This window comes from Pantoea sp. B_9, assembly GCF_008632015.1.
Classification (GTDB): Bacteria; Pseudomonadota; Gammaproteobacteria; order Enterobacterales; family Enterobacteriaceae; genus Pantoea; species Pantoea dispersa.
In genome coordinates, this window is the sequence record NZ_VWVL01000001.1 from 584,981 (window position 1) to 600,451 (window position 15,471).

At 59.0% G+C, this 15,471-nt stretch carries 14 protein-coding genes; 7 read left to right on the forward strand and 7 right to left on the reverse strand.

The window, feature by feature from the left end; translation table 11 throughout:
- The first annotated feature begins 45 nt into the window (after window positions 1-45).
- The 3 genes from F3I21_RS02765 (at window position 46) to F3I21_RS02775 (ending at window position 2,795) form a co-directional block, all read left to right on the forward strand.
- Window positions 46-633, forward strand: coding sequence for a metal-dependent hydrolase (locus tag F3I21_RS02765; protein WP_021506256.1), 588 nt, complete (start codon window positions 46-48; stop codon window positions 631-633).
- Window positions 634-819: 186 nt separating this feature from the next.
- Window positions 820-2,211 carry an L-cystine transporter gene (locus F3I21_RS02770; protein WP_021506257.1) on the forward strand — a complete coding sequence of 464 codons (1,392 nt, stop codon included), beginning with the start codon at window positions 820-822 and terminating at the stop codon, window positions 2,209-2,211.
- Window positions 2,212-2,408: 197 nt separating this feature from the next.
- Window positions 2,409-2,795 (forward strand): DUF6515 family protein, encoded by a 387-nt coding sequence (locus tag F3I21_RS02775; protein ID WP_031279187.1) that lies wholly within the window; start codon window positions 2,409-2,411, stop codon window positions 2,793-2,795.
- 54 nt (window positions 2,796-2,849) lie between these two features.
- Here F3I21_RS02775 and osmE read toward each other — a convergent pair whose 3' ends face one another.
- Complete coding sequence (gene osmE / locus F3I21_RS02780) at window positions 2,850-3,185, reverse strand: osmotically-inducible lipoprotein OsmE (RefSeq protein WP_021506259.1); 336 nt, start codon at window positions 3,183-3,185, stop codon at window positions 2,850-2,852.
- 192 nt (window positions 3,186-3,377) lie between these two features.
- Here osmE and F3I21_RS02785 point away from each other — a divergent pair, with 192 nt between their 5' ends.
- The 3 genes from F3I21_RS02785 (at window position 3,378) to cho (ending at window position 6,485) form a co-directional block, all read left to right on the forward strand.
- The gene (locus F3I21_RS02785; protein WP_058769686.1) at window positions 3,378-4,568 is read left to right on the forward strand and encodes a multidrug effflux MFS transporter; all 1,191 of its coding nucleotides are present in this window, start codon (window positions 3,378-3,380) and stop codon (window positions 4,566-4,568) included.
- Between the two features lie 117 nt (window positions 4,569-4,685).
- Window positions 4,686-5,513, forward strand: coding sequence for an ammonia-dependent NAD(+) synthetase (gene nadE, locus F3I21_RS02790; RefSeq protein ID WP_021506261.1), 828 nt, complete (start codon window positions 4,686-4,688; stop codon window positions 5,511-5,513).
- Window positions 5,514-5,624: 111 nt separating this feature from the next.
- Entirely contained in the window at window positions 5,625-6,485 is an 861-nt protein-coding gene (cho, locus tag F3I21_RS02795; protein ID WP_058757668.1) for an excinuclease Cho, read from the forward strand.
- A 78-nt stretch (window positions 6,486-6,563) separates the two neighbouring features.
- On the opposite strand, the gene spy is transcribed toward cho, so the two are convergent.
- From spy to F3I21_RS02825, 6 genes are all read right to left on the reverse strand, one after another.
- Complete coding sequence (gene spy / locus F3I21_RS02800) at window positions 6,564-7,058, reverse strand: ATP-independent periplasmic protein-refolding chaperone Spy (protein ID WP_021506263.1); 495 nt, start codon at window positions 7,056-7,058, stop codon at window positions 6,564-6,566.
- Window positions 7,059-7,392: 334 nt separating this feature from the next.
- The gene (gene astE, locus F3I21_RS02805; protein WP_150058247.1) at window positions 7,393-8,388 is read right to left on the reverse strand and encodes a succinylglutamate desuccinylase; all 996 of its coding nucleotides are present in this window, start codon (window positions 8,386-8,388) and stop codon (window positions 7,393-7,395) included.
- Between the two features lie 45 nt (window positions 8,389-8,433).
- Window positions 8,434-9,762, reverse strand: a complete 1,329-nt coding sequence (gene astB, locus F3I21_RS02810; protein ID WP_150058249.1) for an N-succinylarginine dihydrolase — start codon at window positions 9,760-9,762, stop codon at window positions 8,434-8,436.
- On the reverse strand, window positions 9,759-11,228 hold the full coding sequence (gene astD, locus F3I21_RS02815; RefSeq protein ID WP_150058251.1) for a succinylglutamate-semialdehyde dehydrogenase: 1,470 nt from the start codon (window positions 11,226-11,228) through the stop codon (window positions 9,759-9,761). Before astD ends, astB begins: the two co-directional genes overlap by 4 nt.
- Window positions 11,225-12,256 carry an arginine N-succinyltransferase gene (astA, locus tag F3I21_RS02820; RefSeq protein WP_150058253.1) on the reverse strand — a complete coding sequence of 344 codons (1,032 nt, stop codon included), beginning with the start codon at window positions 12,254-12,256 and terminating at the stop codon, window positions 11,225-11,227. The genes astD and astA overlap by 4 nt, the downstream gene beginning before the upstream one ends.
- Entirely contained in the window at window positions 12,253-13,473 is a 1,221-nt protein-coding gene (locus F3I21_RS02825; protein WP_150058255.1) for an aspartate aminotransferase family protein, read from the reverse strand. Before F3I21_RS02825 ends, astA begins: the two co-directional genes overlap by 4 nt.
- 870 nt (window positions 13,474-14,343) lie before the next feature.
- Between F3I21_RS02825 and F3I21_RS02830 the strand changes: the two genes are divergently transcribed.
- Window positions 14,344-15,432, forward strand: a complete 1,089-nt coding sequence (locus F3I21_RS02830) for a porin (RefSeq protein WP_150058257.1) — start codon at window positions 14,344-14,346, stop codon at window positions 15,430-15,432.
- Window positions 15,433-15,471: the final 39 nt, after the last annotated feature.

The window sequence follows — 15,471 nt, forward strand, 5'->3', positions numbered from 1 at the left end:
TCCCTATACTGGATGCATCGACAGTTTTTGCAGCTAGGTTCCATCATGACGGCCGAAGGCCATATCATTTTTGCCATCGCCAGTGCGATATTTGCCAAACGCGCCGAACTGACGCCGGTGATGGCCAGCGCCGACTGGTGGCATCTGGTGCCGGCTGCGCTGCTGACCTGCCTGCTGCCGGATATCGATCACCCTAAATCGGTGCTGGGCCAGCGGCTAAAATGGCTGTCGCAGCCGATAGCCCGCGCTTTTGGCCATCGCGGCTTTACCCATAGCCTGCTGGCGGTGGCGGTCAGCCTGTGGCTGTTTCAGATTAACGTGCCGGCTGACTGGTTCCTGCCAGCGGATGTCCTGCAGGGCATGACGCTCGGCTATCTGAGCCACATTGTCGCCGATATGCTGACGCCCGCCGGCGTGCCGCTGCTGTGGCCGTGCCGCTGGCGCTTTCGCCTGCCTATCCTCAACAGCCAGCAAGGCAACCAGCTGGAGCGCGCGCTGTGCCTCGCACTTGTAGGTTATGCGCTGTGGTTTCCGCCCGGTATGCCGTCGTTTGGCGCTAACGGCTGGCCGGAGCAGCTGTTCAACAACCTGCAGAACGGCATTGGCCGGCTGGTGAACGGCAGTACGCGCTGAAGTGTTTTTCCTTCTGCCAGCGATTGCTGAAATAATCGCCTTAAATTCCATTTAGTTATAACCCAGACGATTTAGATATATTGTTCCCGCAGGGCCAACTGGTACCATGCCGCGACAGTTACAGAGGATCCCTCTGCTATTTACGGTTACGCGGCGCGATCGCGTGGCGACCTTCAGGAGTTAACAATGAATATTCCTCTGATCATCAATATCGTGGCATTTGTCGCGCTGCTGATTGCGTTAAACCGCGTCGGCAACCAGAGCTGGAGCCTGTCGAAGCGTGTGCTGACCGGCCTGGTGCTGGGGGTGATCTTTGGCCTGGCACTGCAGGCCATTTATGGCGAAAACAGCCCGGTGGTGAAAGAGTCGATTGGCTGGTTTAACATCGTCGGCAACGGTTATGTTCAGCTGCTGCAGATGATTGTCATGCCACTGGTGTTTGCCTCAATCCTTAGTGCGGTGGCGCGGCTGCATAACGCCTCGTCGCTGGGCAAAATCAGCGTGCTGACCATCGGCGTGCTGCTGTTTACCACCGCCATTTCCGCACTGGTAGGCGTGCTGGTGACCGGCCTGTTCCACCTCAGCGCCGAGGGACTGGTACAGGGCGCGCAGGAAACCGCGCGTCTGAGCGCCATCCAGAGCAACTACGTTGGTAAAGTCGCGGATCTCAGTACGCCGCAGCTGCTGCTCTCCTTTATCCCGAAAAACCCGTTTGCCGATCTGGCCGGTGCCAATCCAACGTCGATCATCAGCGTAGTGATTTTCGCCGCTTTCCTCGGTGTGGCGGCGCTGCAGCTGCTGAAAGATGACAAAGCCAAAGGCGAGCGCGTGCTGGTGGCGATTGATACCCTGCAATCCTGGGTGATGAAGCTGGTCCGTCTGATCATGAAGCTGACGCCGTACGGCGTGCTGGCGCTGATGACCAAAGTGGTTGCCGGTTCCAACCTGCAGGACATCATCAAACTGGGCGGCTTTGTGGTGGCCTCGTATCTCGGCCTCGCGATCATGTTTGGCGTTCACGCGCTGCTGCTGTCAATCAACGGTATCAACCCGCTGCGCTTCTTCCGTAAAGTCTGGCCGGTGATTACCTTTGCCTTCACCAGCCGTTCCAGCGCCGCCAGTATTCCGCTGAACGTGGAGACACAGACGCGTCGTCTGGGCGTACCGGAATCCATCGCCAGCTTCTCGGCCTCGTTTGGCGCGACTATCGGCCAGAACGGCTGTGCCGGCCTCTATCCCACCATGCTGGCGGTGATGGTAGCGCCGACCGTGGGTATCAACCCGTTTGACCCGGTATGGATCGCCACGCTGGTCGGTATTGTCACGCTGAGTTCAGCCGGTGTGGCGGGCGTCGGTGGCGGCGCGACCTTTGCCGCGCTGATCGTCCTGCCGGCGATGGGACTGCCGGTCACGCTGGTGGCATTGCTGATCTCCATCGAACCGCTGATTGATATGGGCCGTACCGCGCTCAACGTTAACGGCTCGATGACCGCCGGTTCACTGACCAGCCGCTGGCTGGGTATGACCGACAAAAAAGTGCTGGAGAGCGACGAACACGCGGAACTGGCGCACCGCTAATTAACCCGTTTTCCCGTAACGGCAGGCCGCAAAGCCTGCCGTTTTTTTTTGCCGTTTTCTGCACTTTTTTCCGCAATCGTGGCGCTAACGTCAGGAAAGCGTTAAGCATGGTAAACGGAGGCAAAATCGACGGTTTTTTGCTTGAGTTTGCGCGCTGAAAGGCGAATGCTGCGGGGAGTTACCGCAGGAGAACCCTCATGAGAAACGTTATCGCCTCAATGCTGGCGTTAACCCTGATAGCGCCAACTGTAAGTTTTGCTCATCCGTATGGCTGGGGTCCGGGACCCGGCCCGCACTGGGGTGGTCCGGGACCCCGCTGGGGACATCCCGGACCGCTGCGTTTTCTGCCGGAGGCCGCGACCGCCGTGCTGATTGGCGGACTGACCTACTACCTGCTGAACGGTAGCTACTACCAGCGGCAGGGCGACACCTACGTGGTGGTCCAGCCACCGGATGGCCCACCGGCCAGCGCCATGCGCGTTCTGGATTACAACGGCAAACGCTATTACGTGCAGGATGGTCACTACTATCAGCGCGAGATCAGCGGCAGCTACATTGAGGTGCCGCGGCCGTATGGGCTGTAAGCGCACAAAGAAAAACGGCCCGTCTGAGACGGGCCGTTTGTTATTCTGCTGCCGTTACTGCGCGGCTTGCGGATCGGTATCGTAATCCTTACAGCTCTGGAAGCCGTAGTTCATGACGCGACCGGTGTCGTTATAGCTCACAAAGTAAGTCTGCTGTTTGCCATCACGCTCACCAATAACGTAGGTCTGGCAGGTACCCCGTGCGTGAACCATGGTAATCTCGGTTGACGCCGGTCCGGCAATCTGGCGCACCTGTTCACGCGTCATGCCTTTTTTCACATCCTTCACCACAGGCTTAGTCACGTAGCTTTCCGCACGATCGTAAGTTGTACAACCAGACAGGGCTGCCAGCGTCATAGCGGCAGCGATACATCCCAGCACTTTATTCATCTTGTTGTTCCTCATACTTTGTCCATGTCCCACTAAGCCTGGAACATAATTCCAGATTTATCAACTCAATGGCGGTGCTTTCGGTCAGTTCTGAAGCGTCAGGATTACGTAAAGATGCTGTGTTGCCGTCACCGGCTCCGTATAATCGCGGCGCAAGATACATCTTAAAGCCAAAAATAACACAGAGGATCAATGACACCTGCACACCCTAACCGGCTGGTTTATGCCATTACGCTCGGCCTGCTCGCCGCGCTCGGGCCGCTTTGTATCGATCTCTATCTGCCTGCCCTGCCTGAACTGGCGCGCGACCTCGGTAGCGAAACCGCCACCGCCCAGCTAAGTCTGACCGCCGGTCTGCTGGGGCTGGGCGCCGGACAGCTGCTGTTTGGTCCGATGAGTGATAAGTTTGGTCGTATTCGTCCGCTGCTGCTGTCGCTGGCGCTGCTGTTCATCGCCTCGATTGGCTGTGCGCTGGCGAAGGATATTCACGCTCTGCTGGTGGCGCGCCTGTTTGAAGGGCTGGCCGGTGCCGGCGGCGCGGTGCTGTCGCGTGCCATTGCCCGCGATATGTATAGCGGCCATGAGCTGACGCGTTTTTTTGCCCTGCTGATGCTGGTGAATGGCCTGGCGCCGATTGGTGCGCCGGTGCTGGGCGGTGCGCTGATGACGGTGCTGAACTGGCGCGGCATCTTTGTAGTGCTGGGCGCGATTGCCGTGCTGCTGATTCTGCTGGCGCGCTGGAAGCTGCGCGAAACCCTGCCGGCCGAACGCCGTAGCCAGGGATCGATCCTCTCCGCCTGGGCGGCGCTCGGCCAGGTCATCACCCACCGGCCGTTTATGGGCTTCTGCCTGACGCAGGGCTTCATGATGTCCGGCATGTTTGCTTATATCGGCGCCTCGCCGTTTGTGCTGCAGCAGATTTACGGCCTGTCACCGCAGGCGTTCAGCTTGTGCTTTGCGGCGAACGGTATTGGCCTGGTGATTGCTTCCCAGACCAGCGCCCGGCTCTGTCCGCTGTGGGGCGAATATCGCGTGCTGAAGGGCGGCCTGACGCTGGCGTTTGTCGCCTCCAGCTGCCTGCTGCTGGCCGGCGTGAGCGGCGCGCCGCTGCCGCTGGTGCTGGTGGCGCTGTTCTTCACCATCGCCAGTAACGGCGTGATCGCCACCACCGCGTCATCGCTGGCGATGCAGAGCCAGGGCCACCGCGCCGGCAGCGCCTCGGCGGTAATCGGTGTTGCGATGTTCTCGCTCGGCGCGCTCAGCGTACCGATCACCGGCCTTGGCGGCACCTCGGTAATCAGCATGACGGCCACCATCTTTGGCTGCTTTATGCTGGCCATCGTGATGTTCATGCTGCTGGCGCAGAAACCAAAAAGCGCCTGAATTGCCAACAGAAACACCGGACAACAAGCCGTTCGGCTTGTTGTTTTTCTGCGGAGGCGTTAGCTTTAGCACATGATTCGCATTGTGCCGTCAGGCTACCGACTTGAGGAGAGGTTCATGTCACTGCAGCAGGAAATCATTCAGGCCCTGGGTGTTAAACCGGTTATCGACCCGCAGCAGGAGATCCGCGTCAGCGTCGATTTTCTGAAGTCCTATCTGAAAGCCCATCCGTTTATCAAAACCCTTGTGCTCGGCATCAGCGGCGGTCAGGACTCAACGCTGACCGGCAAGCTGGCGCAGACTGCTATCACTGAACTGCGTGAAGAGACCGGCGATCACGACTACAGCTTTATCGCCGTGCGCCTGCCGTATGGCGTGCAGGCTGACGAGCAGGATTGTCAGGATGCGCTGGCATTTATCCAGCCGGATCGCACGCTGGTGGTCAACATCAAAGAAGCGGTACTGGCCAGCGAGCGCGCGCTGCAGGAGGCGGGCATTGCCCTGTCGGATTTTGTGCGCGGCAACGAGAAAGCGCGCGAACGCATGAAAGCCCAGTACAGCATTGCCGGCATGACCAAAGGCGTCGTGGTCGGCACCGATCACGCCGCAGAAGCAGTGACCGGCTTCTTTACCAAGTACGGCGACGGCGGCAGCGACATCAACCCGATTTTCCGCCTCAACAAAGGCCAGGGCAAACAGCTGCTGAAAGCGCTCGGCTGCCCGGAACACCTCTATCTCAAACACCCCACCGCCGATCTGGAGGACGATCGTCCCGGTCTGCAGGATGAAGTGGCGCTGGGCGTAACCTATCAGCAGATTGATGATTTCCTTGAAGGCAAAACCATCGACGCCGACGCGGCGAAAATCATTGAAGGCTGGTACACCAAAACCGAGCATAAACGTCGTCCGCCGATCACCGTGTTCGACGACTTCTGGAAGAAGTAATCCCTGCGGCTTCCCGCTCCCCCGGCGGGAAGCCAGCCTCTTCACGTCCCCGCTGGCGAGAAAACGCGCACGCTGATATACTGTATGCACAACCAGTAAGCGGAGCGTTCTTTGGTCAGACGAGCAAACCGCCATCGCCTCGAATTTGATGCGGCGGCTATCTATCAATATCCCGAACATCTGCGTCAGTGGCTGGAAGGCTTGCCTAATCAGCCGGGCGTTTACACTTTCCACGGTGATAACGACAACCTGCCGCTGTACATCGGCAAGAGTATCAACCTGCGCAGCCGGGTGATGGCCCATTTTCGCACGGCGGATGAAGCCAGTATGCTGCGCCAGGCGCGACGCGTCAGCTGGATCCCCACCGCCGGGGACGTAGGCGCACAGCTGCTCGAAGCGCAGATGATCAAAACACAGCAGCCGCTGTTCAATAAGCGCCTGCGCAAAAACCGCCAGCTGTGCTCGCTGCAGCTGGGCGACGGCGCACCGCAGGTGGTGTACGCGCGCGATCTCGATTTCTCCTCCTCGCCTGACCTGTACGGGCTATTCCGCAGCCGCTTTGCCGCGTTAGAGAAGCTGAAAAGCCTCGCCGATGAGCTGCGCCTGTGTCACGGCCTGCTGGGATTAGAGCGCCTGCAACCGGGGCGCGGCTGTTTCCGCGCGGCGCTTAAACGCTGTGCCGGTGCCTGCTGCGGGGCGGAACCGCTGGCGGCGCATCAGCAGCGCCTGCTGGCCGGGCTGGAGCAGCTGCGCGTGGTATGCTGGCCGTGGCAGGGCCCGGTGGGTATGGTGGAGCGCGGGACGGAGATGACGCAGATTCACGTCATCGATCACTGGTTCTGGCTGGGATCGGTCAGCAGTGAGCAGGAAGCGCGTCAGTTGCAGCGTGCGCGTCACGGCTTCGACCATGACGGCTACAAAATTCTCTGCCGACCGCTGCTGTCCGGCGTTTATCCGCTGATTGAGCTGTAACGCAAAACCGCCGACGCTGCCCAAAGCACAGTGTGCCATGGACAACGTCGGCGGTCTCAAACCGGTGAGCTAAACGGCTTATTCGCCATCAGCCGGCGGTGGCGGCATTTTACCGTCATGCGGGCCTTTTTCTGTCAGACGTTTCTCAAAGTTGGCGTTGTACTGCTTCTTCTGGTCTGGCGTCAGCACGTTATAGATCTTGTTCTGGGTTTCCAGCATCTTCAGCGCATGCTCTTTCGCATTGGCGCTCATTTTGTCTGCCTGCGCTTCTGCTTTGGCACGGTCAAAGGTGTCGGATGCGATGATGCTGTGGTTAGCACGACGCTCTTCCAGCGATGGACGCTTCATGTCTTTGTGGCTGTCACGCAGGATGTCGCGAATCTGGGTTTTCTGCGCGTCGGTCAGGTTGAGGTCTTTGAACATCATGTCCATGCCGTGGTGGCGCATCGGCTTGTGCATCGGTTTTTCACTGCCCGCTGGCGGCGGCGTCAGGTTGTCAGCCGCAGCATGGACGATATTGGCGGCACCGAAAGCCATTGCGGTAGCCAGAAACAGGGAGGTCAGTTTACGCATAATATTGTCCTTACTTTTCAGTTTAATGACGACAGCCTGTGTCGCGTCTTCGGAAACAAGCATACGACGCTGAACGTCAACTACTCAGAGGCTGAGTAAAGCCCTGCAAGCATAAAAGACAGTTATCGGGCAATCATGGAGAGATTGCGAAGAAATGCGTGAGGAATTGCAAAAGAGTATGACGATCAAGGGGAAAGCGCAGGAATTAAGGAGGAGTGTAATGGCTTTGTCGGTTTTGCGGAAGGGAAAATGTCGTTAATTTGCGCACGTTCTCTGCTCACCCGTGACCTCTCCCGTCACAGGGAGAGGAGGGATTGCCGGGTAAAGCTTTCGATTACAACTCCAGCGCCTGGGTCTGCTCACTCTCCTCCACCAGCATCAGCCCGGCGCGCAGGCCCGGTGCCACGTTGGGATTGGGGAACAGCACATATTCACGCGCCTGCTGCACGTAATAGCGCCGCTCACCCTCTTCCGCCAGCAGCGTGCCCTGCGGGAAAGCCGTGAAGTTGAGAGTTTCCGGGCCCATGTGCAGAACAAACTGCTCGCCGTGCCGGGTGATTTGCTGTGTTACGCGATAATGGCGCGGCGTCTCGCGCACCGGCGGCAGCGCCTCACCGTACAGCAGCGCCGCCAGCGCACGCTGCACGCCGCTGAACTGAGTGAGATCGTTCTCGCCAAACGGCAGCGCCTTTCCCAGCTCCAGCGTACAGCTGGCTGCCGCGTAGTGTTCACAGCTGAAGTGGGTGAAGGTGCCGCCCGGCGCACGGTGAAACACCAGCGCCTCCAGCTCGGCCGCTGCCAGCCAGTGTAAAAAATCCGCTGGCCATGGCTGGCTGTTGAGCGGCATCACGCCAAAGCGCGTATGCCACGAACCGCGAATCGCGGTGTGCAAATCGAGATGCCAGCGAATTTCGTGATCGAGACACTCGCACCAGAAGTTCTCCAGCGCCTGCTCCAGCTGGAGCGCGCGCTGCGCCTCCGGCACGTCGGCCACCTGTTGCCAGCGGCCACCGAACAGCCGATTGATATCATAATGCTGGTAGCGTTTGCCGCTGCGCAGCGCCGCCGGGTTGCCGAGGATCACCAGCAGGCGCACGGCCAGCGGTTTTTCCCCCTGCAGCAGCGGCGTCAGCAACAGGTTGAGGATCTCCACCGGGGCGGTCTCGTTGCCGTGAATCCCGGCAGAGAGAACCAGCGCCTGCTGCGTGGGCGTATGCGGTGTCAGGGATAGTATGCCCTCATCATGCCACTGCCAGTGCAGGTGGGCGTTACTGCCCTGCCGCTGCGCGGGCGGGCGGCCTGACAGGGTTTGCTGTAAAAAGTCCTGCATGTTCACTCCTTTCTGACACAGGGGGCAACACATTTGCCCCCGGCGTTAACGCTGAAACGCGTAGACACTGCCTAAGTCTAGCAGCTGTGTCAGCTCGTCCAGCGCGCTTCGCCCTTCGCTCAGCAGCTGCGGATCGGCCAGATCGGCCTGCGTCAGGCGGTCGCGATAGTGACGATCCACCCAGTCATTCAGACGCGTAAACAGGCGATCGTTCATCAGCACGGCCGGATTGACGGCCTGACGCTCCGCCTCGGTTAACACCACGCGCAGACGCAGACAAGCCGGTCCGCCACCGTTGCACATGCTCTCACGCAGATCGAACACCTGCAGCGCGCGAATCGGGCCGCCGCTCTCCACCAGCTCGCTCAGGTAGCGCCACACGCCGGGATGCTGGCGCGACTCTTCCGGCAGCACCAGCCGCATGCCGCCGTCCGGATGCAGCAGCAGCTGGCTGTTAAACAAGTAGGTGTTCACCGCATCGGCCACTGACACCCGATCGCGCGGCACCACAATCGGCTGGAAGCCCGGCACCTGATCCGCCAGCTGTTGCAGCAGCTGGGGCTGGTCGACAAACGCCTCTTCATGGCAGAAAAACACCTGCTGATTGCTGACGGCGATTACGTCGTTGTGGAACACCCCCTGATCGATCACCGCCGGATTTTGCTGAGCAAACAGCGTGCGCGCGTCATCCAGCTGATGCAATCTCGCCACCGCCGCGCTGGCTTCACGCGTCTGGCGCGCCGGATAGCGCGCCGGTGCGCTGCCCTGCTGCTGGCCGTCGCGACCGTAGACAAACAGCTGAACGCCGGGCGCGCCATAGTCAGCGCCGAAGCGGTTATGGTTGGCTGCGCCTTCGTCACCAAACAGCGCCACCTGCGGCAGCGCGTCGTGTACGCTGAAGTGGCGGCCATCGCGGAAAATGGCGCGCAGCAGGTCGGCGGTTTCCGGCGCTTCAATCGCCCGGTGGAACTTATTGTTGAGGTTGGCAACGGTAAAATGCACTTTGCCGTCGGCGCTGTCGGCCGATGGCGAAACCGTGGCCGCATTGGCCACCCACATCGCCGACGCCGAACTGGCCGCTGACAGCAGCTGCGGTGCCTGCCGGGCTGCTTTGGCCAGCACCTGCGCATCGCTGCCGCTGAATCCCAGCTGGCGCAGCAGCGGCAGATTAGGCCGCTCGTGCGGAGGGATAACGCCCTGCACATAGCCCATGTCGGCCAGCGCCTTCATTTTCAGCAGCCCCTGTTTAGCCGCCAGCCGCGGATTGGAGGGCTGCAGCTGATTGCGCGTGGAGGCTTCGTTGCCAAACGACAGGCCAGCGTAGTGGTGCGTCAGGCCGACCAGACCATCAAAGTTTGCTTCAAACGCCTTCATGATGTCGCTCCTGAAGCAGCAAAATCGAGCCCTGGCGACAGGCTGCCCGGCAGCGCTAAGCTGCTGCTCTCCAGCGAGGCCATCGGCCAGGCGCAGTAATCCGCCGCGTACCAGGCGCTGGCACGGTGATTACCGGAGGCGCCCACGCCGCCAAACGGTGCCGAACTGGCGGCGCCGGTCAGCGGTTTATTCCAGTTCACGATGCCGGCGCGCGCTTCCAGCAGCAGCTGATCAAACTGGTCACGCTGCGGTGACACCAGCCCGCACGACAATCCGTAGCGCGTGTCGTTGGCGAGGCCAATCGCCTGCGCGTAATGGTCGTAGCGGATGACCTGCAGCAGCGGTCCGAACACCTCTTCGTCAGGCAGTCCGGCGACGCCGGTCATGTCGATGATGCCGGGCGTAATAATCGCGCTGTCGCGATCCGGCCAGCGCATCGCCAGCAGCACCTTGCCACCCAACTCAACCCGCTGCTGCCAGGCGGCGAAGATCTGCCCGGCGGCGGCGGGCGAAATCACGCTGCCCATAAACGGCTGCGGTTCGGCGTCCCACGCTGCGGGTTTGAGGCGCGCACTCACCTCGACCAGGCGCTGCAGGAAGGCATCGCCTGCCGCACCGCGTTTCACCAGCAAACGACGCGCGCAGGTGCAGCGCTGGCCGGCGGTAATGAACGCCGACTGAATAGCGATATGCACCGCGCCATCAATGTCGGCCGGATCTTCCACAATCAGCGCATTGTTGCCGCCCATCTCCAGCGCCAGCATTTTCTCCGGCTGTCCAGCGAACTGGCGATGCAGGTGATAGCCGGTGGCCGCGCTACCGGTAAACAGCAGGCCGTCAATCTGCTCCGCCTGCGCCAGCGCCTGGCCGGTATCACGTCCGCCCTGTAACAGCGCCAGCGTACCCGCCGGCAGGCCCGCTTCCTGCCACAGCTGCACGGTTTTCTCTGCGGTGGCGGGGGTCAGTTCACTCGGTTTAAACAACACGCAGTTGCCCGCCAGCAGCGCCGGCACGATATGTCCGTTCGGCAGATGGCCGGGGAAGTTATACGGCCCAAACACCGCCAGCACGCCGTGCGGCCGGTGGCGCAGTGAACTCTCACCTTCGGCCTGTTCGCCGGTGCGGGTGTGATAAGCCTTAATCGAAATGGCCACTTTATTGATCATCGCCTGCACTTCGGTCAGCGTTTCCCAGCGCGGTTTGCCGGTCTCACGTGCGATGATCGCCGCCAGCTCGGTTTTATCCCGCTCCAGCAGACGGGCAAAGTCCTCTACCCGCGCCTGGCGGGCAGCAAACGGCAGACGTGCCCATGCCGGGAACGCTGCGCGAGCCGCTTCACAGGCCGCCGCCACCTGCGCCGCAGAGGCTGCATTGCCCTGCCATAAGATCTCGCCGCTCACCGGATTGTGTTTACTCAGCGTATCCGCGCTGCCCGGCTGCCATTCACCGTTGATAAAATGCGTCATGCGTTATTCTCCTCGCGACCCAGGGTAACCACCCGCAGCGAATCGCCATAGTCGCAGCGCAGCGCGGTGCGCTGCTGCTGATTAATCAGAACCTGACCGGATGCGACATCGACCGGCAGCAGCGCCACGCGAAACTGCTGATAGTCGCAGTTCGCCACCAGACACAGCGGCCAGTGCGCCTCGGCTTCGCCTTCGCTGGCGGTCAGCACTTTGCTCTTGCGGATGGCGCGGATGCGGTCGATCTCACACTCCAGCGTCGGGCCGCCGTCAAAGATGTCGATATAGTTGAGATAGCGGAAACCCTCGGCTTCCAGCACCGCGCGCGCCGGCGCGGTTTTCGGGTGGACTTCGCCAATCACCTGTTGTGCCGCTTCCGACAGATAGTGGATATACAGCGGATGCTTGGGCATCAGTTCTGCGATAAAAGCTTTTTGCCCGGTGCCGCTGAGAAAATCGGCCTGGCGAAACTCCATGGAGAAGAAACGGCTGCCCACACTGTCCCAGAATGGAGAATGTCCCCGCTCGTCGCTGACGCCGCGCATCTCCGCAACCACGTGCTTCATGAAGCGCTCGCGGAAATTCGCCATAAACAGAAAGCGCGACTTGGACAGTAGATGGCCGTTTTTACCGTCGCGGTAGTCAGGATCGAGGAACAGCGTGCACAGTTCGCTGCTGCCGGTGTGATCGTTACTCAGCGACAGCGTCGGCAAACTGGCGTAAACGTTCAGCTCTTTCGAGGCGTGTACCTGGGTACCGACGCGGAAGTTGTACCAGGGATCCTGCAAACCCACCGCCACTTCAATGGCGCAGATGCCGACGGCGCGATTGTCACTGCTATCCGCCAGCACAAACACGTAGCCCTGTTCAGCGCGCGGCAGCGCGTCCTGCCAGGTTTGCAGCGAGCGCTCAATGCGCGCCTTCAGCGTCTCGCTGTCAGCGGGCAGCGAGGTCAGACCGCCGCCGGTTTTCCCCGCCAGCGCCAGCAACTGCGGCAGATCGTCACGTTCGACGGGGCGAATCACCATCATGATGTGGCTCCTTTGAGCACGCGTGCGCAGGCGCGTTCGAAGCGCGCCAGCCCTTCTTTTACTTCATGCTCGCTGATGTTCAGCGCCGGGGCAAAGCGCACCACGCTGGCACCGGCGATCAGAACCATCACGCCCTCTTCCGCCGCCGTCAGGTTGAACTGTTTGGCTTTACCGGCAAAATCGTCATTCAGTACCGCGCCAATCAGCAGGCCCAGGCCGCGAATCTCTTTAAACACCGGCAGCCGCTGGTTGATCTCCTGCAGCGCCGTGACAAACCACTGGTGCCGCTCGGCGACGCCAGCCATAAACTCAGGCTGATTGATCAGCTCCAGCACTTTACCGGCCACCGCACCGGCCAGCGGGTTGCCGCCGTAAGTGGTGCCGTGCGTGCCGACGCCCATCACCTGCGCCAGATCTTCACGCGTCAGCATCGCACCGATGGGGAAGCCGCCGCCCAGCGCCTTGGCGGTGCTCAGCACATCAGGCGTGACGCCGTAATGCATATAGGCATACAGCGAGCCGGTACGGCCGACGCCGCTCTGCACTTCATCAAAAATCAGCAGCGCCTGATGGCGGTCGCACAATTCGCGCAGTCCGCGCAGGAACGCCGGATCGGCCGGTAATACACCGCCCTCGCCCTGAATCGGCTCGACGATGACCGCGCAGGTCTGGTCATTAATTAAGGCCGCCGCCGAGGCCAGATCGTTAAAGGTGGCATGCTGAATGGCTGGCGGTAACGGGGCGAAATCGCGCGAATAGGCGGGCTGTCCGCCGGCTGAAACGGTGAACAGGGTACGGCCGTGGAAGGCATTGGTGAAGGCGACGATACCGTTTTTTTCGGCACCGAAACGGTCGTGTGCCACTTTACGCGCCAGCTTCAGCGCAGCCTCGTTGGCTTCCGCCCCGGAGTTACAGAAGAACACGCGGTCGGCAAAGGTGGCATCAATCAGCTGCTTCGCCAGGCGCAGAATCGGTTCGTTGGTGTAGCCGTTGCCGGTGTGCCACAGTTTACCGGCCTGCTCGGTCAGTGCCTGCTGCAGCGCGGGATGAGCATGGCCAAGCGCGTTCACCGCGATGCCACCGGCAAAATCGATGTACTCTTTGCCCTGCTGATCCCACAGCGTAGAACCCTCGGCACGCACCGGCACAAAAGCCGCAGGGGCATAAACCGGCATCATCCATTGATCGAAATCGTGACGTGAAACCTGCAGTGACATAGCCATTTCTCCTGCCTCACTTCGGGTGAAGCTTTTGTTTTAAAATTGTTAAAAGTTGCTGAGTTGCAGCTCGACTATAGAGTGCAGTTAACGTGCCAGCCAGTGGAAAAAATGCATAAATCAGGTTCAGCAACGAAATATCAATGGCTTACACCCTTTCGCTATGCACATTTAATGCATAAAAAGTGAATAACCATCCGATGACAGCGGCACCGCAGTAATTTGTTTAGCGGATTTATGCATTCGCAAAATGAAATATTGCTTTTGTGATCGCACAGCAGATATTTCGCCAAAATGAGGCGTCTGCTGCGCCATTTTGGGGCGTGCTGCGCTTAGCGGGTGCAAGTGACAGCCCGGTTCTGGCATCGGCGTGGTGCATGTTGACCGCTTATTAGTAACAACTGATTAACTTATTTTGGCTACCCTGTGCCAGGCTGGCCGGTAATTAAACGCATTAAAGATCGGGATATTATTTAGCCTGAAATAAACCGACACAGTGCGTCAATGCGGATAATTTACGGGGTGACTATCAGCCTGCTTTGATTCATAAGTATTGAACTTTAAGGCATAGGCTTGTGCTATTTAAGGCAATAAAACGCTATTTTTATTAAGTGATACCCCTCTTAACTTAATCATTACATATCAAAAAGATAAATATTAATCGTCGATTAAACGCTCACTTAATCATGATAAGTAAAAGCGATTCCCATTTCCGAATAATGGAATTGGCGTATAAAAATCGCACAAATAGCCAATTAGAAATTATTTGTTACAACTATTGCACTACTGATCTTTATCCTTTTGTGTCATTTTCTTGTCACCCCACCAGGGGCTTAAAAAATTAAAAAATAACACAGGGTAAAAATATAAATGATGAAGCGCACTTTACTGGCAGCAGTCATGCCATTGCTGCTGGGACTTTCTGTGGCTCAGGCCGCTGAAATCTATAATAAGGATGGTAACAAGCTGGATCTGGTCGGCAAAATTAACGTGTCGCACCTGTTCTCCGATGACACCACCAATGATGGTGATACCTCATCGTATGTCCGTATCGGTTTTAAGGGCGAAACCAAAATTACCGATCAGCTGACCGGCTACGGTTTCTGGCAATCGCAGTTCAGCCTGCGTAACACGGAAGGCGCCGATGCGCAGGCCGGTAATAAAACCCGCCTCGGCTATGCGGGTCTGAAGTTTGCGCAGTTTGGTTCGATCGACTATGGCCGTAACTATGGTCTGATTTATGACGTGCTGGGCTATACCGATATGCTGCCTTTCTTCGGCGGTGATTCCGGTTATGTCGATGCTTTCCTGTCCGGTCGCTCCACCGGCGTGCTGACCTGGCGTAACAAAGATTTCTTCGGTCTGGTTAAAGGCTGGAACGTCGCAGCGCAGTACGAAGGCAAGAACGAGCGCAGCGACAGCGCGGCAACGCCAAACCTGGCGGTACGCCGCTCCAACGGTGATGGTTTCGCCCTTTCCACCTCGTATGACACCGACTTTGGCCTGAGCGCGGTTGCCGCCTATGCCAGCCTCAATCGCGTCAGCGCGCAAAACCTTGCCACTTACGGCAGAGGTGAGAAAGCCGAACACTGGGAAACCGGGGTGAAATATGATGCTAACCAGCTCTATCTGGCGACCATCTACGGCGAATCCCACAACGCTACGCCAATCGGTAACATCGGGTTCGCCAACAAAGCGGTGAATTTTGAAGCCGTGGCGCAGTATCAGTTCCTGAACGGTTTCCGTCCGTCGCTGGGCTACGTGAGCTCAAAGGGCAAAAATATTGAAAACGTCGGCGACGCCTGGCTGTTCAAATACGCGTCCGTGGGTGCCACTTACTACTTTAACAAGAACATGTCGGTCTACAGCGAATACCGCATCAACCTGCTGAAAGATGACAACGCGCTGCGCCTGAAAACCGACGATATTACCGCGGTCGGTCTGGTGTACCAGTTCTGATGATGATTTACCCTCATGGCATCCCGGCAAGTGTCGGCT

Coding starts and splice junctions, on each gene's coding strand:
- astA (WP_150058253.1), bottom strand. CDS start 12,256: ATGATGGTGATTCGCCCCGTCGAACGTGACGATCTGCCGCAGTTGCTG.
- astD (WP_150058251.1), bottom strand. CDS start 11,228: ATGACGCATTTTATCAACGGTGAATGGCAGCCGGGCAGCGCGGATACG.
- F3I21_RS02770 (WP_021506257.1), top strand. CDS start 820: ATGAATATTCCTCTGATCATCAATATCGTGGCATTTGTCGCGCTGCTG.
- F3I21_RS02765 (WP_021506256.1), top strand. CDS start 46: ATGACGGCCGAAGGCCATATCATTTTTGCCATCGCCAGTGCGATATTT.
- astB (WP_150058249.1), bottom strand. CDS start 9,762: ATGAAGGCGTTTGAAGCAAACTTTGATGGTCTGGTCGGCCTGACGCAC.
- F3I21_RS02825 (WP_150058255.1), bottom strand. CDS start 13,473: ATGTCACTGCAGGTTTCACGTCACGATTTCGATCAATGGATGATGCCG.
- F3I21_RS02785 (WP_058769686.1), top strand. CDS start 3,378: ATGACACCTGCACACCCTAACCGGCTGGTTTATGCCATTACGCTCGGC.
- nadE (WP_021506261.1), top strand. CDS start 4,686: ATGTCACTGCAGCAGGAAATCATTCAGGCCCTGGGTGTTAAACCGGTT.
- spy (WP_021506263.1), bottom strand. CDS start 7,058: ATGCGTAAACTGACCTCCCTGTTTCTGGCTACCGCAATGGCTTTCGGT.
- F3I21_RS02830 (WP_150058257.1), top strand. CDS start 14,344: ATGATGAAGCGCACTTTACTGGCAGCAGTCATGCCATTGCTGCTGGGA.
- astE (WP_150058247.1), bottom strand. CDS start 8,388: ATGCAGGACTTTTTACAGCAAACCCTGTCAGGCCGCCCGCCCGCGCAG.
- F3I21_RS02775 (WP_031279187.1), top strand. CDS start 2,409: ATGAGAAACGTTATCGCCTCAATGCTGGCGTTAACCCTGATAGCGCCA.
- osmE (WP_021506259.1), bottom strand. CDS start 3,185: ATGAATAAAGTGCTGGGATGTATCGCTGCCGCTATGACGCTGGCAGCC.